The organism is Vibrio clamense, from assembly GCF_050337905.1.
Lineage (GTDB): Bacteria > Pseudomonadota > Gammaproteobacteria > Enterobacterales > Vibrionaceae > Vibrio > Vibrio cortegadensis.
Window position 1 is genome coordinate 24,731 of sequence record NZ_JAKJTJ010000021.1, and the last position, 23,018, is coordinate 47,748.

Genomic DNA, 23,018 nt, shown 5'->3' on the forward strand with positions numbered 1-23,018 from the left:
ATCGGCAAAATGACGCTAACGTGACTTTATCAGTTGCGAATTAACGCCAGCTCGTATTCTTTAGTCTTAGGCACAACTTATGGATAATTTTTGTGTTAGAATGCTGAGCTTGAATCTCTGGTTCAAGGCGTGTATTTTGCGCGCTCACTTTTAATAAACGTTATACCGAAACTTATCGTTGGTTATTTAAGTATTGGTGAATGTATGGCTCAACGATTGTGGCTGCTTTATGCAGTGTCGTGGAGAGTCGTATTGTTTCATCACCCGACTTATTGTGAGCTTCGGTATAAATCATAATTTTTAAAGAGGATTAAACATGCGCATCATCCTTCTAGGTGCTCCAGGAGCTGGTAAAGGTACACAAGCTCAATTCATCATGGAAAAATATGGTATCCCACAAATTTCTACTGGTGACATGCTACGAGCTGCGATCAAAGCGGGTACAGAGCTAGGTAAGAAAGCAAAATCAGTGATTGATGCTGGTCAATTGGTTTCTGATGATCTTATTCTTGGTCTTATCAAAGAGCGTATTGCTCAGGCTGATTGTGAGAAAGGTTTCCTACTTGATGGTTTCCCTCGTACTATCCCTCAAGCTGATGGTCTAAAAGAGATGGGCATCGCCGTTGATTACGTTGTTGAATTCGATGTTGCTGACAGCGTGATTGTTGAGCGCATGGCGGGTCGTCGTGCTCACCTAGCTTCAGGTCGTACTTACCATGTTGTTTACAACCCGCCAAAAGTGGAAGGTAAAGATGATGAAACGGGTGAAGACCTTGTTGTTCGTGATGACGATAAAGCTGAAACCGTTCTTGCTCGTCTAGGTATCTACCATGAGCAAACAGCACCATTAATCTCTTACTACAGCAAAGAAGCTGAAGCAGGCAATACTAAGTACCTTAAATTTGACGGTACTAAGCAAGTTGCTGAAGTTAGTGCAGATATTGAGAAAGCACTAGCATAATTGGCTAAACGTCAGTTTTAGATTTTGTTATATTAAAGGCGACCATTATTGGTCGCCTTTTTTTGTTGAGCCGTTTCATGCGATTTACGCGAAAACACTCTGAATGAATCATCATACTTATCTGCATCATAAACGCTGTAGAAGGGTATAAGTTAATTAAGATATTTATGGATAATAAAAAACAAGGTGTTCTTCTGGTTAACTTAGGTACGCCTGATGAGCCAACAGCACCGGCAATAAAACGTTTCTTAAGTGAATTCTTACATGATCACCGTGTTGTCAGTTTGTCGCGTTGGTTATGGTGCCCAATATTGCATGGTGTCATTTTACCTATTCGAGCGCCTAAAGTTGCGAAGTTGTACGAAAGCGTATGGATGGATGAAGGCTCGCCGTTGATGGTGTACTCCAAAAGGCAAGTCGAAAAGTTACGAGTTCAAACGAATTTACCGGTTGAGCTTGGAATGACTTATGGATCGCCAAGCTTGAAAAATGGCATTGAAGCATTAATGGCTCAAGGTGTAGAGGATATTATTGTTCTTCCTTTATACCCACAGTATTCAGGCACAACGACCGCAGCGGTTTCGGATGGGCTGACGAAAGCGTTTAAGCAGATGCCTGTCATACCAAGTTATCGCTTGATTCGAGATTACTATCAGCACCCGTTATACATTAAAGCGCTGGCCCAGCAAGTTAGGCAGCAGTGGGAGAAAAGTGGGCGAGGAGACTACCTTCTGTGCTCATATCACGGGATCCCAAAACGATTAGCGGATCAGGGGGATATATATCCTCAGCATTGTGAAGAGACAACTCGATTGCTAGCACAAGAGCTCGAATTATCAGAAGACAAGATTGGTATGACTTATCAATCTCGATTCGGTCGAGAGGAGTGGTTGACACCCTATACGGATAAAACATTAGAGATGTTGCCTGCTAAAGGGATTAAGAAGCTAGATATCATGGCCCCAGCGTTTTCTGTTGATTGTCTTGAAACATTGGAAGAGATATCAGAACAGTGCAAAGAGATATTTGTTGAGGCTGGTGGTTCAGAGTTCAACTACATTGAATGTTTGAATGATGCAGATGACCATATCGAAATGATGGCAGATCTGGTTGCCAATTAGCATATCTATTATACTTAAATGAACAGCGTTTTATCGGCAGTCGCTTTAATGAATTTGCTTGGTTGATGGATTTACGTATTGATTTTAAAGAAAAAGGGCTGCAATTAATGCAGCCCTTTGTATATGTGTTACTGAATGAACTAAACTAATTGAGCTTGTTGCTCTTCAATAATTTCAGCACTTGACGCTGATACTTCCGCGCCATGCATCCAACGAACTAACGTATTTGCACACATCAATAATACGACACCACAAATAGTTGCAGTAACCGCAATGCCGCCAAAGATAGCCATAGGGCCAAATTCGCCTACGTGTGAACCGATTAGACCCGCAACATAGTTTGCGATTGCGTTGAAGCCAAACCATGCACCCATCATCAGTGATGCTAGACGTAGCGGAGCAAGTTTAGTCACAAGCGACAGTCCAATTGGTGATAAGCATAATTCACCTAACGTATGGAAGAAGAACGCACCCACAAGCCAAAGCATTGATGTCTTAACGGTTGTGTCACCGCCTTGTTCCATTACCGCACCAACCATGCATAAGAAACCTAAAGCAAGGAAGAACAGAGCTAAGGCAAATTTAACTGGTGAGTTTGGTTCACGCTTACCAAGTTTTACCCAAAAAGCGGCAAGAACAGGCGCTAGACCGATAATGAAGAATGGGTTAAGAGATTGGAACCAAGCGGTAGGGACTTCAAAACCACCAATCATACGATCAGTATATTGTTGAGTGTAGATATTCATCAGGCCACCGGCTTGTTCGAAGCCTGCCCAGAATACAATAACAAATAGACCCATAACCAAAACAACTTTCAAGCGGTCGATCTCTTGTGGTGTTAATGGCGCTTTGTTTTGAGAGTTCTTCATATCTCGGTCACGTACTGCTGCTGGAACGGTACCAATATCGCCTAGCCATGATTTAGCCAGTGTCATTTGCATGATTAAACTAATGACCATACCAATACCAGCAACAAGGAAACCCGCTTTCCAACCATATGAGCCCGTTACAGAACCAGAAACAATACCCGCAAGTAATGCACCGATATTGATACCCATATAGAAAATGGTGAATGCACCATCACGGCGGTGATCACCTTCGTTGTATAGGTCACCCACCATCGTTGAAATGTTAGGTTTGAACATACCGTTACCAGCAATCAGAAGTGCGAGACCTAAATAGAATGCTTGTTCAATACCTAAACCGATAGCGTGAGTTGGTAAAGCTAGAGTGAACTGACCAATGGCCATCAATAAACCACCTAGCAGTACAGATTTACGCTGACCTAAGTAGTTATCTGCAATGTAGCCACCGATGAGTGGTGTGATGTAAACCAGACCAGTATAGATGCCATATAAATCTAAAGCGTCTTTAGTTGACCATCCCATACCACCATTAATCGTGGTATCAGTAAGAAAAAGAACTAAGATGGCACGCATTGCGTAGTAAGAGAATCGTTCCCATAGTTCTGTACCAAAAAGAAGGAACAAACCTCTAGGGTGACCGAAAATGTTGTGTTGGTTTGGCATAAGTTTTACTTATTTTAGTTATTAAAGAATTTAATGTGTGGTTAGGTATACATATTGGAATTAATAACTGCAATAGTTGAAATGTATAGGTGATATGAATAGTTAGTGCTAACTGTTTGAAAATAATAAACTAAGTAGAGGAAGCGGTGGTTGATTAATGAGGTGAAAACTTATTTCTCATTTTTGTCTTGAGAAAAATAACAGCAAAGGCGCTCGAAAAAATAGCAATTTATGACGATAATTTGGTTGTCCTAACTCCGAGCATATTGGTATGACGTAAACTTATGCTAGGATGTGGAAAAAAATATGGCTAGAAAAATTATGAAACGTTGGTATTTACTCTATTGTAAGCGCGGTGATCAAAGCCGAGCAAAGCAACATTTAGAGAATCAGGGGGTGGAGTGTTTTTACCCTGAAGTCACAGTAGAAAAAATGTTGAGAGGTAAGCGACAAACTGTAAAAGAACCTCTTTTTCCATCGTATGTCTTTATACGTTTTGACTTTGAAGTAGGACCAACATTTACCACTGTCAGGTCAACCCGCGGTGTGATTGATTTTATTCGGTTCGGAGCCGTTCCAAAAGAGATTCAAGGCGACTTAATATTTGAATTGAAACAAATAGAAAAAAATACCAGTGATATTTCTGATGAAAGCCTTCCAGAGAAGGGCCAAGAAATAGCAGTGAAAAGCGGACAATTCTCTGGAATTAAAGCGATTTTCCAAGAATCAGACGGCGAAGCTCGTTCTATTATGCTGGTCAAAATGATCAGTAAAGTCATACCTGTGAGCATTGATAATAAAGATCTGGATTTTGATCTTTAATGATTGAACGCTACCGCTAGTGGTTAGAATTTTATGCAATATCACAGGGGTTCTCCCATTAAAAAAGGCACTAAAAAGTGCCTTTTTTCGATCCAGTGATTGATGAATTAATTCACCTCAAGCTGTACTACGCTTCATAAGCATCGTTGTGAACGGCTTGTACAGCTCGACCTGAAGGGTCAACACAGTTTTTGAATGACTCATCCCATTCAATTGCTTTTGCAGAAGAACAAGCAACTGAAGGGCCGCCAGGGACACATTCCGCTGCAGATTCTAGTGGGAATAGCTCTTCAAAAATTTCACGATAAGCATAACCCTCTTTAGTTGTTGGAGTGTTGTATGGGAAGCGGAATGCAGCCGTTTCCATCTGCTTATCTGTTACTTTAGCATCGGCGGTTGCTTTCAACGTATCAATCCACTCATAGCCCACACCATCAGAGAACTGCTCTTTTTGGCGCCATGCGATGTTGTGTGGCAAGTAATCTTCAAAACACTTACGTAAAATGTGCTTTTCCATTTTTCCGTTGCCGCACATCTTATCTTCAGGGTTTAAACGCATAGCAACATCAATAAACTCTTTGTCTAAGAAAGGTACACGTCCCTCTACACCCCATGCTGCTAATGATTTATTTGCACGAGCACAGTCAAACATATTAAGAGCAAGCAATTTACGTACGGTTTCTTCATGGAATTCTTGAGCGTTCGGTGCTTTATGGAAGTACAAGTAACCACCAAAGATTTCATCGGCCCCTTCGCCAGACAGCACCATCTTTATACCCATAGCTTTAATCTTACGAGCTAGGAGGTACATAGGTGTTGATGCACGAATTGTTGTCACATCGTAGGTCTCAATGTGATAGATCACATCACGAATGGCATCTAACCCTTCTTGGATTGTGTATGTCATTTCGTGGTGGACAGTACCAATTTGGTCTGCCACTTCTCGTGCTGCTTTAAGATCTGGAGCGCCTTCTAAGCCGACAGCAAAAGAGTGTAGCTGAGGCCACCATGCTTCTGACTGTTCGTCATCTTCAATACGTAAAGCAGCATAGCGTTTTGCTACCGCAGAGGTAATTGATGAGTCTAATCCGCCAGAAAGAAGAACACCATAAGGAACGTCAGTCATTAGTTGGCGTTTAACGGCATCTTCAAGAGCTTGAGTTAACTCTTCCATACTGGTTGAGTTGCCTTGTACCGCAGCATATTCATTCCAGTCACGAGTGTAGTAACGTTGAGGTTCAGCATCGTTAGAGCCGTAGAAGCAACCCGGAGGGAATTCACTTACTGTTTTACATACGGGTACGAGAGCTTTCATTTCTGAAGCAACGTAGTAGTTGCCGTGCTCATCATAACCCTGATAAAGCGGGATAATACCGATATGGTCACGACCGATAAGATACTGATCTTTCTCTTCATCGTATAAAACAAAAGCGAAAATACCGTTTAGCTCTTCAAGAAGATCGGCACCCATATCTTCGTATAGCGCTAAGATCACTTCACAGTCAGAGTCGGTCTGAAATTCATATTGTCCTTCATAGCGAGCTCGAATTTCTTGATGGTTGTATATTTCGCCATTGACCGCCAGGATGTGTTTTTTATCCTGACTATAAAGCGGTTGAGCGCCACTGTTTAAGCCAACAATAGCCAAACGTTCGTGAGCTAGAATTGCATTGTCTGATGCATAGATACCAGACCAATCAGGTCCGCGATGACGAAGCTTTTTCGACATCTCTAAAGCAATAGGGCGAAGTGATGCAACATCACTTTTAATGTCTAGAATGCCAAATACTGAACACATACAACTTCCTTTTAATATAATTCGGTGCGATTGACTTTAATTTGCCATTTTGATTAAAAAAAGCAACCGTATTGCTTTAATTAAATATCAAATAGCTTCAATGATTAGAAATGATTTAACCAAAAGCGTATTTTGGTTGATTTTATCTAGTTGTGGTGTATTTTTTGAGCGATAAGGCTCTAAAGGTAGAACTTTAGAGCCTATTGGGTAAGGGTTAAGGCTTGTTAAAATTTGGTTTTAACTGCTTACATACATGACGAGCAAAACCTGAACCAGCTTCACTGTATATGTTAAATGCGGCATCAACACCATTCTCGACTAAACTGTCAAGTTGGTCAGTGTATTCAGCAATGGCGGCAATTTGACCTTGATAGTTGCGTAACTGTAGCTGCTCTAGGGCAATTTGGTTCCCTTGGTGATGAGGCATTGCAAGTAGTACGAGTTTGACATTTGCGGTGTCGAGTATGCGTTCCCAAAAATCGGGATCGGTTGCATCTCCTGAAATGACATTTCGTCCCTGAGTTCGATGTTGGTGTGCTGCATCTTCTCGTACTTCGACCCCAAGACTTATTTTTCCATATCGAGTACGTAACTCATCGTAAGCACCAGTACCAATTCGACCCATTCCCAAAATCAAGATTTGAGCATGGCCAGGGTTGATCAATTGATCTCGGTTGTTGAGTTTCTCTGCCGCATGTTCTTTTAGCCACTTACCTGAACGCTGATACAGTCGATGGCCCTTACGGTTGAGTGGTGCTGCTAGTATGAAAGAGATAGAGACGGCAATCGCGATAGCAACCAGTATTTCTCCAGACATCCAGCCCATTTTAAATGCTAATCCACTGACGATAAGGCCAAATTCACTGTAGTTGAATAGAGACAAAGACGCGAGAAGTGACGTACGAACTCGAAATTTAAAATGGTTGAGCACCCAAAAATATAAGACCCCTTTAATTGGCAGTAGAAGTATAAAGAGTAGAGCCATCATCCCACCTTCAATGGTGGGTTTTACTGAGAGGCCAATATTTAAGAAAAAGCAGACAAGAAATAATTCTTTGAGATTAAATAGTGACTTAGACAGCTCTGATGCTTTTTTATGCCCAGCTAACAGCATGCCTAAAATCAGAGCACCAAGATCGGGCTTCATACCTACAACTTGAAATAACCCCGCACCAACCACTAATGCAAAAAAGACACCGCATAAAACGAGCATTTCACCGTGTCCGACCCAGTCAATAATTTTAAAGAAAATAGGGCGAAGAAAAGGTAAGAGGAAAAGCGCGATAGCGTACCATTCAGGTAGCTTTCCTGTTGATGCGGTTAGGAAGACCACAGCGAAGATATCTTGCATAACCAAAATACCAATGGCAATCGTGCCGTAGGTGGCATTCATTTCCCCTTTTTCTTGCAGAGACTTAACTGCAAAAACAGTACTAGAAAAAGAGAGTGCGAAACCAAGCAGTACGATTTGCTCAAGCGACATAGCGGCTAAAGATGAAATGCCAAGTATTTTGAAACCGAATAATAACGCACTGAAAATGGCGGTAGAGAGAAGGTTATGTACACTGGCTCCTGCCCATATTTCTTTGGATAAGAGTGTTTTTACGTCAAGTTTAAGGCCAATGGTGAAAAGCAGTAATGTCACACCTAAATCAGCAAGAGTGATTATGGTATCACTGGTTTGAATTCCAAAAGCATGCAGACCAAACCCTGCAAGCAGAAAACCAACTAAAGGGGGGAGGTTGCATTTGAGAGCAAAAAATCCGGCGATAAATGCCGTTGTGATTAAAATTAGTTCCATAGTTTTATAATTTTTATTCCTAGCTAAAAAACGGGCCGTGTTTATTCAAACACGGCCCGAGGCATTACTAAAGGATATTCACTTAATCTTCGAGTAATTTTTGTAACAGAACCCCATTTAGCATTGCTCGTTTGATCATAGCAAATGCTCCTTTAGTGGGTTGTTTATCGATTTCAGAAGCGACGATAGGTAATCCACTGTGGAATGTTGTTAGAGATTGGTTCTCTACATTTCGTCGTATCGCAGGGAATAAGATGTCTTGAGCTTTAGTAATATCACCCGCAATAATCACTTTTTGTGGATTGAACAAGTTGATTGTCATCGCAATTGCTTTGCCAAGTTGATTTCCAACTCGAACCAAGCTCTGTTTTGCAAGTTCATCACCCGCAATAGCATGGCTGCATACATCATCAATAGTGATAACAGAAAGAGAAGCTAATGATGATTCATACCCTTGAGCAATTAATTTTTTGACTCGATCAATAATGGCAGGGTTAGCCGCTACGGTCTCTAAGCAGCCAAAGTTACCGCACTGACACTGCTCACCAAGGGGATCGATCTGTATATGACCAATTTCACCAACGTTACGATTAAATCCTAAAAAGACTTGGCCGTTAACGATGATACCAGCACCGGTTCCGCGGTGGACACTGACAAGAATGGAGTCTTGGCTATCTTGGCTTGCGCCAAAGTAGTGTTCTGCTAATGCCATACCACGAACGTCATTACCAACAAAACACTCAACTTTAAACGCTTCGGTGAGCATTTTTCCAAGTGCTAAATTATCGATATCCGTATTTGGCATGTATTCCACAACGCCCGTTGTCGGGTTTACAAGGCCAGGAAGTGTTACGCCTATTGCAATAAGTTGATCAATACTTGATTGATGTTGTTTGATGAAAGCATCAAGGTGAACCAAAAGACCTTTCATTAATTCAGACTGATCTCGATATACTAACTCTTGTTGATCGAAAGCAAGTTCGACACCACCAAGGTTGTACAAACTGAATTGAATGTAGTCACGACCCAAACGCACAGCAATTGAATGAAAAGGTTCTACTTCTGTTGTCAGAGATATCGCTCTTCGGCCACCAGTAGAAGCTTGCTGCGCGACTTCTTTAATTAAGCCACGCTCAAGAAGTTGGCGGGTAATTTTTGTAACACTAGCAGGTGCAAGTTGACTTACATCTGCGACTTGGATTCGAGAGATTGGCCCTTGTTGGTCAATCAAACGATATACCGCTGCACTGTTTAGTTGTTTAACTAAATCTACGTTACCTATTTGTCCGCCATTCATGTTTAATTTTGCTCGTATTGTCCGTTAACTACAGTCGCTTGAACTTTGAAGTCATTATCAAAAATAGCAAGGTTAGCAACCATACCTTTTTTGATTCGGCCTAGCTTATTATCTACACCAATTGCTTGGGCAGGGTAAAGCGTCGCCATTCTTAGAGCTTCGTCCAATGCGATACCAGCGTGCTCAACTGTATTTTGTACAGCTTCGATCATAGTCAATGCTGAGCCGCCTAGTGTGCCGTTTTCATCAACACACTTACCATCACGGTAATATACTTTCTTACCGACAAAAATAAAGTAATCCATGTTAGCGCCTGCTGGAGCTGTGGCATCGGTCACTAATACAAGCTTTTCACCCTTAATTTTATGCGCGATACGAATATTGGCATAGTCAACGTGGAAGCCATCAGCGATAACGCCCGCGTACACATCCGGAGTATCATAGATTGCGCCAACAACGCCAGGTTCGCGTCCAACCATTGGAGTCATGGCATTAAATAAATGAGTGGCGAATGTGATACCTGCTTCAAAGCCTTTTCTTGCTTCAGTATAAGTTGCATTGGTATGGCCGATCGACACGACAATTCCTGCATTGTGCAAACGCTCAATATGTTCAGGATCATTCAACTCAGGCGCAAGCGTAACTTTGGCAATCAAATCGTTGTTTGCACAGATCAGATCAATCATTTCACTATCAGATTGACGAATGTGTTCTACACTATGGATGCCTTTTTTCATTACATTTAGATAAGGACCCTCTAGGTGCAACCCAAGAGATTGATTTTGATAGGTATTATGGTATTCGCGAGCGGCGTTAATAACCGCTTTCATGTCTTCGTCTGACGAGGTAATTAGCGTGGGTAAAAAGCTGGTACAGCCTGATTTTAGATTTGCTTTATGCATAATCTGCATCGTGTCTGCACTAATTTCGTCATTCAACATGACACCACCACAGCCATTAAGCTGAAGATCAATGAAACCAGGGCTAAGGTTTGCGCCGTTGAGGTCTACATTTTTAATGGTTGTAGGTAACTCTGATATCGGGCAGATTGCTTTAATCATTGCGTTTTCAATGATTAAAGCTTTATCGATTAAAATGTCACGACCCGTATATATTTTACAATTACTTAGCGCATACATGGTTAGCTAATCCTTATTTCTTGGGAGTGTGGTGAGTTATCTAGCAGCTAAAACTAAGTATACCTCTTTATCTGATACTTAGTTTGCGAACATCAATTAGATAACGGATTATCTTTCATAAAATGATATTTTGAAAGTGCATTGTTGCTAAGTTTATGAAAAATAATTATTTAATTTATTTTTATCTGGACGTTGTCATAAAGATTGCATTCAATAATTTGAATATTACGTCATATTTTTCTTATGAATATGAATCTCTAATCCTTAAACAATATCGCTAATTGCTCATTTTTTTAATTGTAAAATAAGTTTTATGATCTCGCTAGCAAAAACCTCGATTTTTGACCAGATCTGGTGATTATGATCACAAATGAAGAGCTTTTAATTTGCGGAGCAAAATTAATAGCCTAAACTGAAAAGGACTAAATTGAGGGGCTGAAAAAAGTTTCTCTGACAAATTCTAAATTCCTATAGGGGGAACTAACAGTGAATATTCTTGGATATGCACAGAAGCTAGGTAAAGCATTAATGCTGCCAATCGCAACGCTTCCAATTGCGGCGCTTCTTTTAAGACTAGGTCAACCAGATTTACTTGATATTGCATTTATGGCTTCTGCTGGTAATGCAATCTTTAGCCAGCTACCTCTACTTTTCGGTTTAGGTATTGCTATTGGTCTTTCTAAAGATGGTAACGGTGCTGCAGGTCTTGCTGGTGCTGTGGCTTACTTTGTGTTGACCGCTACTGCTACAACAATTGATGCCAGTGTTAACATGTCATTCTTTGGTGGTATCTTCGCAGGTATCATTGCTGGTCACTCTTATAACGCTTTCCACGCGACTCGCCTACCTGAATGGTTAGCATTCTTCTCTGGTAAACGTCTTGTTCCAATCATGGCAGGTTTGTTTGCTCTAGTTGCGGGTGCGGTTTCTGGTGTGGTATGGCCTGGCGTTCAATCTGGTCTTGATGCTTTAGCTCACGCGGTATCAACGTCTGGCGCTGTTGGTCAATTTGTTTACGGTACTCTTAACCGTGCATTGATTCCTGTTGGCTTACACCATGTATTGAACTCTTACTTCTGGTTCGGTATGGGCACATGTCAAGAGATCGTAGTTGCAGGTCAAGGCGCATTTGCTGGTATTACACAACTTTGTGTTGACCCTGCGATTGCTAAAACACTTGTTGTTGGTCAGGAACATACATTCACATTCGCTAACTCTGTTACTCCTGAAATTACTACAGTAGTAAAAGAAGTGACTGAAACTCTGAAATCTGGCGACCTACACCGTTACTTCGGTGGTGATAAAGGCGCTGGCGTATTCATGAACGGTTTCTTCCCTGTAATGATGTTTGGTCTACCAGGTGCTGCTCTTGCAATGTACCTAGCGGCTCCAGCTGAAAAACGCAGCCAAGTTGGTGGTGCTCTGTTCTCTGTTGCATTCTGTTCATTCCTAACGGGTATTACAGAACCTCTAGAGTTTATGTTCGTATTCCTAGCTCCTGCTCTATACGCAATGCACGCTGTATTTACTGGTCTGTCTCTAGTGGTTGCGAACATGTTCGGAACACTACATGGCTTCGGTTTCTCTGCAGGTCTGATTGACTTTGTCTTGAACTGGGGTCTTGCAACTAAACCAGTAACACTACTATTTATTGGTCTAGCATTTGGTGCTCTATACTTCTTTACTTTCAGCTTCGCAATCCGCGCATTCAATTTGAAGTCGCCAGGTCGTGAAGATGATGATGAAGCAGCCGCGCCTTCTGGTGATGCTCCTAAAGGTGACATTGCACGTCAATACTTGAAAGCTTTAGGTGGTCACGAAAACCTAACATCAATTGATGCTTGTATTACTCGCCTACGTCTTACACTAAAAGATCGTTCTATCGCTGATGAAGCAGTACTTAAAAAGCTTGGTGCGAAAGGTGTGGTTAAACTAGGTGAAAACAACCTTCAAGTGATTCTTGGCCCACTAGCTGAAATCGTCGCTGGCGAAATGAAAGCGATTGGTGCTGGTGAAGACCTATCTGATGTGAAACTGCCTTAGTTATCACAGAGCTAAAAATTGACTTTAATGCCTCCTTTGGGAGGCATTTTTTGTTTTTCAAAGAATGAATCACTTACTTATTGTTCGATGTCAGTTTTATTTAAGATTAAACGCACGGTAGTAGTTGTGTCTAAGCTTATAATTGTGGATGATTGACGGCTATATATTCTGACAATACTAAACCATAGAGGTGCTATAGATGAGTGAAGCTGAGGCTCGTCCATCGAATTTTATTCGCCAAATCATTGATAAAGATTTAGCTGATGGTAAACACTCGAGTGTTCATAYTCGTTTTCCGCCAGAACCAAACGGCTACTTGCATATTGGTCACGCGAAATCTATCTGTTTAAATTTTGGTATTGCTCAGGACTACCAGGGGCAGTGTAATCTGCGTTTTGATGATACTAACCCTGAAAAAGAAGACGTTGAATACGTTGAGTCTATTAAAAATGACGTAAGTTGGTTAGGCTTCGAGTGGGCTGGTGATATCTGTTATTCATCAAACTATTTCGATCAGTTATACGCTTATGCAGTTGAATTGATTAATAAAGGCTTAGCGTATGTTGACGAGCTAAGTCCAGAGCAGATCCGTGAATATCGTGGCACGCTAACTGAGCCAGGTAAACACAGCCCGTACCGTGAACGCTCACCTGAAGAAAACTTAGCGTTATTTGAAAAAATGCGCGATGGTGGCTTTGAAGAAGGTAAGGTGTGCTTACGCGCAAAAATTGATATGGCATCGCCATTTATGGTTATGCGTGATCCAGTTATTTATCGTGTACGTTTTGCGCATCACCATCAAACCGGTGATAAATGGTGCATTTACCCAATGTACGATTTTACTCACTGCATTTCTGATGCGTTAGAAGGGATCACTCACTCTATCTGTACTCTTGAATTCCAAGATAACCGTCGTTTGTACGATTGGGTATTAGAGAACATTACGATTGATTGCCAACCACGTCAGTATGAATTTAGTCGCCTAAATTTAGAATACACGGTGATGTCTAAACGTAAACTGAGCCAACTGGTTACAGAGAATCTAGTCAATGGCTGGGATGACCCACGCATGCCTACGATTTCGGGCTTGCGCCGTCGTGGCTTTACATCGGCGTCTATTCGTGAATTCTGTAAACGTATCGGTGTAACGAAGCAAGAGAACATGATTGAATTTGGTTCATTAGAATCTTGCATTCGTGATGATCTGAATGAAAACGCACCTCGCGCCATGGCTGTTCTTGATCCTATTAAAGTGGTTATCGAAGACTTTAATGCGGATAGTGTCGAAGTTCTGAACGTTTCAAATCATCCAAACAAGCCTGAAATGGGCTCTCGTGAGGTACCATTCACGCGTGAGATTTGGATTGAGCGTGATGACTTCCGCGAAGAAGCGAACAAGAAATACAAGCGTTTAGTGCTTGGTAAAGAAGTTCGTCTACGTGGCGCTTATGTGATTAAAGCTGAACGTATCGAGAAAGATGATGCAGGTAATATCACTACGATTTTCTGTTCATACGATAATGAAACTCTAGGTAAGAACCCAGCAGACGGCCGTAAAGTAAAAGGTGTTATTCACTGGGTATCGGCTGACAAAGGCCTACCTGCTGAAATTCGCTTGTACGATCGTTTGTTTACGGTACCTAACCCAGCAGCAGCGGAAAACTTCTCAGATACGTTAAACCCTGAGTCATTAGTCGTACTGCAAGGTTTTGTCGAGCCAAGTCTTGAAACGGCTAAAGCTGAATCGGGTATTCAGTTTGAGCGTACAGGCTACTTCTGTGTTGATTCAAAAGATTCAACTGCAGATGCTCTAGTCTTTAACCGAACTGTTGGTTTGCGTGATACGTGGGCGAAAATTGACGGTTAATCTCTGTATAGTGAGATAACGGGTTAAATAAAAAAGCCAGTGATGTGAGTCACTGGCTTTTTAGTTTCTGTTCAACCTATTGAATCTAAAAGATTGATTACGCTTGTGCTGTAAGTAAAAAAATACCAGCTAAGTTACTGGTATTTAGATGTTTATATGAATCTACTTCGCTTTATGCGCATCTGGGTTATCTTTACATGTCCCATCACCACATTTGCCGTATAGATATAAGCTATGGTTTGTTAGGCGAACGTTGTATTTCTCAGCAATCTCACTTTGGCGTTGTTCAATGATATCGTCCGAAAATTCGATAACTTCACCACAGTCAAGACACACAAGATGGTCATGATGGTGCTGTGTTGAAAGTTCAAAAACCGATTTACCACCTTCAAAGTGATGACGAGTCACAATTCCTGCATCATCAAACTGGTTAAGAACGCGATAAACAGTAGCAAGACCAATTTCTTCACCTAGGTCTATCAGCTTTTTATAGAGTTCTTCAGCACTGATATGTTGGCATTCTGGTTGCTGTAATACTTCTAAAATTTTGAGCCTTGGAAGGGTAACTTTAAGCCCAGCATCCTTTAGCGCTTGGTTATTGTCCGACATATACTTTCCTGTGGTGATTTGCAGCAATTAACAGAAGTCATTATTACAAGTATTATAGGTTACTCAGAGATAACAATAAACCACGAACTTCAAAGGGTTACTAGTTTACTTTTGTAAAGTTGTGAATTGTCACTTATAGTGGACATCTGACCAGTTACAATTTGATAACATAGGGAACGTTCGGACAGGAAGTTATGAATAAGAATTTAGCAAAGATATATAAACCAGGGGTGGTTAAATTTGCACTGAATATATGGCCTCCATTTTGGGGAGCGGGTATTCACATTGAGCGAATCAGTGGCGATTTTAGAACCGTGAACATGAAGTTAAAGTTACGCTGGTGGAACAAAAATGCCAATAGAACCCAATATGGAGGCAGCATTTTCTCATTAACAGATCCTGTTTACTCTTTGATGTTAATGGGTATTTTAGGCGAGCGATATTATGTATGGGATAAAGAGGCAAGCATTAACTTTATGAAGCCTGGGCAATCAGACCTTTATGCCGACTTTGAGATCTCACAAAATCAATTAGATGATATTTACCACTCAACGGTTGATGGGGATAAGTGTTTTCCTGAATTTATTATCCATATTAAGGATAAGAAAGGGAATGTTGTCGCGGAAGTACAAAGAAAACTCTATGTGCGTAAGAAGCCGCAATTTAGAGAAGAAGAGTTATTAGAACAATAAAAAAGCCTCCAGTGGCGGAGGCTCTTAAATTTTGGATTGCTGGGTTAGATTAGTCTTCTAATTCAGCTAGGCACATCTCTTCATGGATCTGTTGAACCCATTTAGAAACACGCTCATCCGTGAGTTCTGGTTGACGATCTTCATCAATACATAGACCAACGAAGCTATTTTCATCGCCATCAACTAGTGCTTTTGATGCTTCAAATTCGTAGCCTTCAGTTGGTGTGTAACCAATGATAGTACCGCCTTTAGCTTCAACGATATCGCGGATAGTGCCCATCGCGTCACAGAAGTACTCAGCGTAATCTTCTTGATCACCACAGCCGAAAATAGCAACAAGCTTAGTTGAGAAATCAATCGCTTCTAGTTCTGGGAAGAAATCGTCCCAATCACATTGTGCTTCACCGTAGTACCACGTTGGAATGCCAAGCAATAGCAGATCAAAGTTATCAATATCTTCTTTGCTGCTTTTTGCAATGTCTTGAACGTGAACGAGCTTTTTGCTCAGTTGCTTTTGGATCGTCTTTGCAATAGCTTCGGTATTACCTGTATCGCTACCAAAGAAGAGACCTACACTTGCCATAGAATCGTTACCTTTAATATTTGTCTGTTTTAACACAAAGTTACGTGAAGGATTAGCCTAATCCAGTTCCTTCCCAGCTAAGCTGAATGAGCCCTTTAGCAACAAATCCAGCACAACCAAGAAATAGAACCATCCATACAATTCGACGCCCGAAAACTGGAACATTACCTTGTTTCAAGACATCTTTGATCGCCATACCTATTAAGAAAAAGATACCAGCAAACAATAGATCCAATCCAAAAGATTCCAATTGATTCATGTAGTCGTAAAGCATGAGTGTCCTTTTATGCCAATTTTACTTGCGCGCACTATACCACTGTTGTGACACAAAGTTAATCATGGTGTCACCGTCTGCTTCTCATTAATTTGTATTTATTAATCGCAGCAGAACTATAAGAATTTGCGGATTGCTCTTAGTACTTCAACTGGTTTTTCAGCATGTAACCAATGCCCTGTATTCGCAATGACATGAGCCTTCGCATTCGAAAACTGTGATTGAACATCGGCCTGGTGATCGGCGGTCAAATAGTCAGAGTCTCCCCCTTTAACGAATAGGGTAGGTGTCATTGATTTAGTTATTGGTTCCCAATCTAAAATCGATAAGTAGTTGTTCATGATCGAATCTACATTAAAGCGCCAACGCATTGTGTTTTCGACTTTTATTATGGACTTAGACAAAAACTGCCTGACACCATCGATTTCAATATGTTCAGCCAATGTTGTCATCACCTCAGATCGTGACGAGAGATTCGCGGCTGATACGGCAGTCAGACCAGCGAAGACATTGTCGTGCTTACGTTGATGATAGGCGACAGGAGCCATGTCCAAAATGATCTGTTTCATCACAAGGTGTGGCGCGAGATCAGTGACTTTCATTGCGACTTTCCCCCCCATCGAGTGTCCGATTAAGATTACCGACGCGAGATCTAAGTGATCAAGCAGCGAGATAATATCTTCAGCCATTACCTGGTAATTGTGAACATCGGAGTGAAAAGAGAGGCCGTGATTACGAAGATCAATGCTAAGTACTTGATGATCTTCCTTAAGGTCTCGTGAAAGCAGGCCTAAGTTGTCCAAATTTCCAAATAATCCGTGGATCAAAACGACCGTTTGACCTTGGCCTTCGAGTTTGTAGTTAAGAAGTGCTGACATTTTATCTTATTCATGATGGGTTTAACGTAGAGTATCGGTAAAGATCTCGCTATAATCCATCAGAGTTTAAACATTGAGATTGTGAAAAGCGAATGAAAACAATTGAGGTTGATGAGGATCTATACCGTTTTATTGCTGGCCAAACCCAACATATCGGTGAAAGTGCGTCGGATATTTTACGCCGTTTATTGAATGTTGATGGGCAAGCTGTGAAACCACAGCCCGTAGCTGATAAGCCACAGGGTATTGTTGTAAGTAAGGATGCGGGTAAAGTAAACCACATCGACAGCGTTAAAGAGATGCGCTCTTTACTTATTTCAGATGAATTTGCCTCACTGAAAAAGGCAATTGATCGATTTATGTTAGTACTGTCGACTCTGCACACGATTAACCCAGAGAGCTTTTCAGAAGCGACTCAGGTGAAAGGGCGTAAACGAGTCTATTTTGCAGACAACGAAGCAACATTACTGGCAAATGGTAATACGACCAAGCCAAAGGCAATCCCTAATTCGCCTTTCTGGGTTATTACCAATAATAACACTAGCCGTAAAAGGCAGATGGTAGAACAGCTGATGAGCAGGATGAATTATCAGGCTGACTTAATCGAAAAAGTATCAGCTTCAATTTAAAAAGTCTGATTTAAACCTCATAATGTCACGCTAAGAGTCGATATTATGAGGTTTTTTTATTTTTTGGTTTTTATATTAAAAGGATGTCAATAAATGGCTATGCACCCTCGTGCTGGGCAGAAAGCTCAGCAAGAAGATTTACATAATATTCCGGCTTTAGTTGCAAATTACTTCTTACTTCAACCTATCCCTGGTCACTCTGATCATAAAGTGTTATTCGGTACCTCTGGCCACCGTGGCACAGCAGACAAATCAACATTCAATGAGAACCACATTTTAGCGATTGCCCAAGCCGTAGCTGAAGTACGTGCAGAGAAAGGCACAACGGGCCCTCTATTTGTTGGTAAAGATACGCATGCATTGTCTGAACCTGCGTTTTCAACGGTTGTAGAAGTACTGATTGCCAATGGTGTGAAAGTTATCACTCAAGCGGATAATGGCTATACGCCAACGCCTGGCGTATCACATGCGATTTTAACTTATAACTTAACGCACGATGATAAAGCGGACGGTATCGTTATTACGCCATCGCATAATCCACCTCAAGATGGCGGGATCAAATATAACCCTGTTCACGGTGGCCCTGCTGAAGGCGAACTCACACAGGCGATTGAAGATCGCGCAAATGCTTTGATTACTGAAGGCTTACAAGGCGTTAAACGTATGCCTCTAGCGGATGCAAAAGCATCAGAGCTATTTGTTGAGCTAGATTTGGTAAAACCATATATCGACGATTTAGTGAATGTTGTTGATATGGATGCGATTCAAAAATCAGGTTTGAAACTAGGCGTTGACCCACTTGGCGGTTCTGGTATTGATTACTGGCGTCAAATCGGCCAAGCGTACAACCTAGATCTTACATTGGTAAGTGAAGCGATTGATCCTTCATTCCAATTTATGTCACTTGATAAAGATGGCGTTGTTCGTATGGACTGCTCATCGCCATATGCAATGGCAGGTTTGTTAGCGCTTAAAGATGACTACGATCTTGCTTTTGGTAATGACCCAGATTACGACCGTCATGGCATTGTGACTTCTAAAGGTTTGATGAATCCTAACCATTTCCTAGCGGTTTGTATTGATTACCTATACCGTCACCGCGAAGGGTGGGGTAAAGAAGTTGCTGTTGGTAAAACTCTAGTATCAAGTGCATTGATTGACCGCGTGGTTGCGGATTTAGGCCGTGAACTTTGCGAAGTTCCAGTTGGCTTCAAATGGTTTGTTGATGGCTTATACGAAGGTAAGTTTGGCTTCGGTGGTGAAGAGAGTGCTGGAGCCTCTTTCTTACGTAAAGATGGTACGCCTTGGTCTACTGATAAAGATGGCATCATTCTTTGTCTGCTTGCGGCTGAAATTACCGCGGTAACGGGTAAGAACCCACAACAGTACTACGAAGAGCTTGCAGCAAAACATGGTGAGTCTAAGTACAACCGTATCCAAGCTGTGGCTAATGGTGCGCAAAAAGACGTACTTAAGAAACTCTCTCCTGAGATGGTATCTGCAGAAACACTGGCGGGTGACGCGATTACTGCTCGATTGACTCACGCTCCGGGTAACGGTGCAGCCATTGGTGGTCTTAAAGTGACGACTGAAAATGGTTGGTTCGCGGCGCGACCATCAGGAACGGAAGACATCTACAAAATTTACTGCGAAAGCTTTAAAGGTGAAGAGCATCTAAAAGCCATTGAAGCCGAAGCTCAAGAGATTGTAAATCAGGTCTTTGCAGCCGCAGGTCTTTAAAGCGAAATGATGAAGCTGTGCGGTATGAACTAAGAGCTATTAATAGTAAATATCGAACTCTTTAGTCTATCTAGGAACCCAGTACTCACTGGGTTCTTCTATTCAGAAGCGGTTAACTTCTCGAGCATCATTGAGTAATTCATTGTGGCTTTTTGTAAGATAGTCGTGCCATTTACACATTGTTTGGCCAGTCGTCTGGTACAACAAACCAAAATTCTCCCTCTTTAGTCTGTCCATGAATAAAGCGATCTTCTGGCCGTTCAACCGGCAGACCAAACACATCAATTCCAGCAGCCCAACACTCTTTTGGTAGGTGATAAAGCGGCTGACCAATACGATCCCATTGATGCTGGTAGCACCAAAATCCTGATATTTGGCTCGTGTTGAGTGTGTAACCAAGGCAATGTCCTGGAATCGGTTCGTGATCAAATGGATTTACATAAAGCCGACCTTGCATTAGAAGATGTTCAGATCGGTTCTCATATTGGGGGTATTGCTGGATAAAAGGATCAGATTGGCTCATTTTCAGCTGGTGATTCAACATTCGGGATAGCTTTTTATCCAGTTGATCATGGGCATTAGGGCCAAACCAAGTGCCTTGGTGCAAAAGGTAGAATTTAATCGCGATCTCCCAATGCTCATACTCTTGGTGTGGAGTTTCCAATATCAAATCGATCGCCCCAAGTGTTTGTCCGCTAGGTGCGTTGATCTGTACCTCTTCTAAAGAAAGGTCGTAATGTTGTGATTGCTGTAGAGCGTGAGTGCAGAGATATTGATAGAGAAAACCGAGCCGAGGATTTCCGCAATAATGCTTATCGTCAGCCAAAGGCGGAATCGATAGTTTGGAAAAATCTTCAAACGGTGCTTGTAACTGAAAAAGAGCAGGGGTGTTGATTATCCATTGGTAAAAACGCTGTAACGAATTCATCTCTTTCCTTAGAAGATAGCGACCTTTCAACATTGTAGCGTGGATAGTAGAGTAACTTGAGTATAAAATCTTACGATAAATAGAAACATGGACAAAGCAATGAACAATATTCAGCTGGAAAAGATTTTAAACGAAAAATTGTCACCTCAGCTTATTAAAGATTACAGCCCTAATGGAATGCAGGTTGAAGGTGCAACAGAGATCAAACGAGTGGTTACGGGCGTGACGGCTTCGCAAGCTCTCATCGACAAAGCGGTCGAGTTAAATGCCGATGCGCTGATCGTCCATCACGGCTATTTTTGGAAAGGTGAAGCGGAACCTATTCGTGGGATGAAAGGCAAGCGAATTCGCACCCTCATCAAAAGCGATATTAATCTTTATGCTTATCACCTGCCGCTAGATATCCACCCAGAGCTCGGTAACAATGCGGAGTTGGCTCGTTTACTTGATATTGATGTGGAAGGTGGACTAGAAGGTCACCCGCAGTCTGTAGCGATGTTTGGCCGTTTTAAGCAAGCCATGACAGGCAGTGAATTAGCGGAAAAAATGGACCAAGTTCTTGATCGTACCCCTCTTCATATTGCACCAGAAAATCAAGATAAGCTGATTGAGACTATTGGTTGGTGTAGTGGTGGCGGGCAAGATTATATCGAGTTGGCTGCACAGCATGGGTTAGATGCTTTTATGTCCGGTGAAGTGTCTGAACGCACGACTTACACTGCCCGTGAACAAGATATTCATTACTTCTCTGCTGGTCATCATGCAACGGAGCGTTATGGTATTAAAGCATTGGGTGAGTGGTTAGCGGCAGAACACGATCTTGATGTGACATTTATTGATATCAATAATCCAGTTTAAAGTCATTTCAGCAGCTACACATACAAACAAAAATGAAAAGGCTTGATCAATTGATCAAGCCTTTATGCGTTGTTAGAACTTAGAACTTAGAACTTAGAAAAGCTATTCACGTTCATGCAATGGTTTGAAATCACGTTGCTCTTCACCAGTATAAAGCTGGCGAGGACGACCAATACGGTTAGTTGGGTCGGCATGCATTTCATTCCAGTGTGCTATCCAACCCACTGTACGAGACAGAGCAAAGATTACAGTGAACATTGATACTGGGATACCAATCGCTTTCAGAATGATACCTGAGTAGAAATCGACATTCGGGTAAAGTTTCTTCGAAACAAAGTACTCATCAGATAGAGCAATACGTTCAAGTTCCATTGCCACATCAAGTAGTGGATCTTTAATATCCAACTCTTTCAATACTTCATGACAAGCTTCGCGCATTACTGTTGCGCGTGGATCATAGTTTTTGTAGACACGGTGACCAAAGCCCATTAAGCGGAATGGGTCATCTTTGTCTTTTGCTCGTGCAACATACTCTTCGATGTTATCAACTGAACCAATCTCTTCTAGCATACGTAGACATGCTTCGTTAGCACCACCGTGAGCTGGTCCCCATAGAGAAGCAATACCTGCCGCGATACAAGCAAATGGGTTAGCACCAGATGAACCTGCTAAACGAACGGTAGACGTTGAGGCATTTTGTTCGTGGTCGGCATGCAGAGTGAAAATTTTGTCCATCGCACGAGCGACAATTGGATTCACATCATAGTCTTCACATGGATTAGCAAACATCATGTGTAAGAAGTTTTCCGCATAGCCTAGGTCATTGCGTGGGTAGATAAACGGTTGACCTATTGAATATTTGTAACACATTGCTGCCAGTGTCGGCATTTTAGAAATAAGACGGTATGCCGCTATTTCTCGGTGTGTATCATTGTTGATATCAAGTGAATCGTGATAGAAAGCCGCAAGTGCTCCAACCACACCACACATTACTGCCATTGGGTGAGCATCACGACGGAAGCCGTGGAAGAAACTAGCAATTTGCTCATGAACCATGGTGTGACGTGTAACAATACGTTTAAATTCATCATATTGTTCACGAGTAGGGGCTTCGCCATAAAGTAGAATATAACAAACTTCTAGATAGTCTGAATTATTGGCTAATTGATCAATCGGGTAGCCGCGGTGTAAAAGAATGCCTTTATCACCATCGATGAATGTGATTGATGATTCACAAGACGCAGTGGCAAGAAAACCAGGGTCAAAAGTAAAGAAACCATTTGAACCTAGAGTACGAACGTCAATAACGGGAGTACCTAATGCACCCTCCATGATTGGCAATTCAATTGGCGCTTTACCTTCAACGTGAAGGGTAGCTTTCTTATCCGCCATAACAATCTCCTTTGTTTATTATTTAATCCGTCCAGGATGTTTATGTGACAATTTTTT

General features: G+C 41.7%; 20 protein-coding genes. 9 read left to right on the forward strand and 11 right to left on the reverse strand.

From position 1 onward, the window contains the following. Positions 1 to 316 precede the first annotated feature (316 nt). Both adk and hemH read left to right on the forward strand, forming a co-directional pair. Entirely contained in the window at positions 317 to 961 is a 645-nt protein-coding gene (gene adk / locus L4C39_RS07885) for an adenylate kinase (protein ID WP_017053269.1), read from the forward strand. 167 nt (positions 962 to 1,128) lie between these two features. Next, a complete protein-coding gene (hemH, locus tag L4C39_RS07890) occupies positions 1,129 to 2,082 on the forward strand; it encodes a ferrochelatase (RefSeq protein ID WP_017053268.1) in 954 nt (317 codons plus the stop codon). A gap of 140 nt (positions 2,083 to 2,222) precedes the next feature. Here the strand turns inward: hemH and L4C39_RS07895 are convergent, their stop codons facing one another. After that, positions 2,223 to 3,611 (reverse strand): peptide MFS transporter, encoded by a 1,389-nt coding sequence (locus L4C39_RS07895; protein WP_113795834.1) that lies wholly within the window; start codon positions 3,609 to 3,611, stop codon positions 2,223 to 2,225. A 321-nt stretch (positions 3,612 to 3,932) separates the two neighbouring features. On the opposite strand from L4C39_RS07895, the gene rfaH reads away from it, so the two are divergent. Next, the gene (rfaH, locus tag L4C39_RS07900; RefSeq protein WP_429745520.1) at positions 3,933 to 4,433 is read left to right on the forward strand and encodes a transcription/translation regulatory transformer protein RfaH; all 501 of its coding nucleotides are present in this window, start codon (positions 3,933 to 3,935) and stop codon (positions 4,431 to 4,433) included. Positions 4,434 to 4,560: 127 nt separating this feature from the next. Here the strand turns inward: rfaH and asnB are convergent, their stop codons facing one another. The 4 genes from asnB to nagA form a co-directional block, all read right to left on the reverse strand. Further along, complete coding sequence (gene asnB / locus L4C39_RS07905; protein ID WP_429745286.1) at positions 4,561 to 6,231, reverse strand: asparagine synthase B; 1,671 nt, start codon at positions 6,229 to 6,231, stop codon at positions 4,561 to 4,563. Between the two features lie 214 nt (positions 6,232 to 6,445). Beyond that, entirely contained in the window at positions 6,446 to 8,032 is a 1,587-nt protein-coding gene (locus tag L4C39_RS07910) for a cation:proton antiporter family protein (RefSeq protein WP_113795836.1), read from the reverse strand. Between the two features lie 82 nt (positions 8,033 to 8,114). Then, positions 8,115 to 9,329, reverse strand: a complete 1,215-nt coding sequence (gene nagC / locus L4C39_RS07915) for a DNA-binding transcriptional regulator NagC (RefSeq protein WP_017053263.1) — start codon at positions 9,327 to 9,329, stop codon at positions 8,115 to 8,117. A 2-nt stretch (positions 9,330 to 9,331) separates the two neighbouring features. Beyond that, positions 9,332 to 10,468: an N-acetylglucosamine-6-phosphate deacetylase gene (gene nagA / locus L4C39_RS07920; protein ID WP_113795837.1), complete on the reverse strand. Its 1,137-nt coding sequence runs from the start codon at positions 10,466 to 10,468 to the stop codon at positions 9,332 to 9,334. Positions 10,469 to 10,954: 486 nt separating this feature from the next. On the opposite strand from nagA, the gene nagE reads away from it, so the two are divergent. Both nagE and glnS read left to right on the forward strand, forming a co-directional pair. Further along, complete coding sequence (gene nagE / locus L4C39_RS07925) at positions 10,955 to 12,511, forward strand: N-acetylglucosamine-specific PTS transporter subunit IIBC (RefSeq protein WP_017053261.1); 1,557 nt, start codon at positions 10,955 to 10,957, stop codon at positions 12,509 to 12,511. A gap of 199 nt (positions 12,512 to 12,710) precedes the next feature. After that, positions 12,711 to 14,378: a glutamine--tRNA ligase gene (glnS, locus tag L4C39_RS07930; protein WP_429745289.1), complete on the forward strand. Its 1,668-nt coding sequence runs from the start codon at positions 12,711 to 12,713 to the stop codon at positions 14,376 to 14,378. 162 nt (positions 14,379 to 14,540) lie between these two features. Here glnS and fcrX read toward each other — a convergent pair whose 3' ends face one another. Then, a complete protein-coding gene (fcrX, locus tag L4C39_RS07935) occupies positions 14,541 to 14,987 on the reverse strand; it encodes a ferric iron uptake transcriptional regulator FcrX (RefSeq protein ID WP_017053259.1) in 447 nt (148 codons plus the stop codon). A gap of 194 nt (positions 14,988 to 15,181) precedes the next feature. Between fcrX and L4C39_RS07940 the strand changes: the two genes are divergently transcribed. Next, positions 15,182 to 15,679 (forward strand): DUF4442 domain-containing protein, encoded by a 498-nt coding sequence (locus tag L4C39_RS07940; protein ID WP_429745291.1) that lies wholly within the window; start codon positions 15,182 to 15,184, stop codon positions 15,677 to 15,679. Between the two features lie 49 nt (positions 15,680 to 15,728). Here L4C39_RS07940 and fldA read toward each other — a convergent pair whose 3' ends face one another. The 3 genes from fldA to L4C39_RS07955 form a co-directional block, all read right to left on the reverse strand. Continuing rightward, on the reverse strand, positions 15,729 to 16,262 hold the full coding sequence (gene fldA, locus L4C39_RS07945) for a flavodoxin FldA (protein WP_029203441.1): 534 nt from the start codon (positions 16,260 to 16,262) through the stop codon (positions 15,729 to 15,731). Positions 16,263 to 16,314: 52 nt separating this feature from the next. Further along, on the reverse strand, positions 16,315 to 16,536 hold the full coding sequence (locus L4C39_RS07950; protein WP_017053256.1) for a DUF2788 domain-containing protein: 222 nt from the start codon (positions 16,534 to 16,536) through the stop codon (positions 16,315 to 16,317). A gap of 116 nt (positions 16,537 to 16,652) precedes the next feature. Beyond that, positions 16,653 to 17,414 carry an alpha/beta fold hydrolase gene (locus tag L4C39_RS07955; RefSeq protein ID WP_171756154.1) on the reverse strand — a complete coding sequence of 254 codons (762 nt, stop codon included), beginning with the start codon at positions 17,412 to 17,414 and terminating at the stop codon, positions 16,653 to 16,655. 92 nt (positions 17,415 to 17,506) lie between these two features. Between L4C39_RS07955 and seqA the strand changes: the two genes are divergently transcribed. Together seqA and pgm are read left to right on the forward strand one after the other, a co-directional pair. After that, positions 17,507 to 18,043 carry a replication initiation negative regulator SeqA gene (seqA, locus tag L4C39_RS07960; protein WP_017053254.1) on the forward strand — a complete coding sequence of 179 codons (537 nt, stop codon included), beginning with the start codon at positions 17,507 to 17,509 and terminating at the stop codon, positions 18,041 to 18,043. 93 nt (positions 18,044 to 18,136) lie between these two features. Then, positions 18,137 to 19,783 carry a phosphoglucomutase (alpha-D-glucose-1,6-bisphosphate-dependent) gene (gene pgm, locus L4C39_RS07965; RefSeq protein WP_261889047.1) on the forward strand — a complete coding sequence of 549 codons (1,647 nt, stop codon included), beginning with the start codon at positions 18,137 to 18,139 and terminating at the stop codon, positions 19,781 to 19,783. Between the two features lie 172 nt (positions 19,784 to 19,955). Here pgm and L4C39_RS07970 read toward each other — a convergent pair whose 3' ends face one another. Then, positions 19,956 to 20,711: a DUF1853 family protein gene (locus tag L4C39_RS07970; RefSeq protein WP_017053252.1), complete on the reverse strand. Its 756-nt coding sequence runs from the start codon at positions 20,709 to 20,711 to the stop codon at positions 19,956 to 19,958. A gap of 99 nt (positions 20,712 to 20,810) precedes the next feature. Here L4C39_RS07970 and L4C39_RS07975 point away from each other — a divergent pair, with 99 nt between their 5' ends. After that, positions 20,811 to 21,569, forward strand: coding sequence for a Nif3-like dinuclear metal center hexameric protein (locus L4C39_RS07975; RefSeq protein ID WP_429745295.1), 759 nt, complete (start codon positions 20,811 to 20,813; stop codon positions 21,567 to 21,569). A gap of 102 nt (positions 21,570 to 21,671) precedes the next feature. Here L4C39_RS07975 and L4C39_RS07980 read toward each other — a convergent pair whose 3' ends face one another. After that, on the reverse strand, positions 21,672 to 22,961 hold the full coding sequence (locus L4C39_RS07980; RefSeq protein ID WP_017051350.1) for a citrate synthase: 1,290 nt from the start codon (positions 22,959 to 22,961) through the stop codon (positions 21,672 to 21,674). Positions 22,962 to 23,018: the final 57 nt, after the last annotated feature.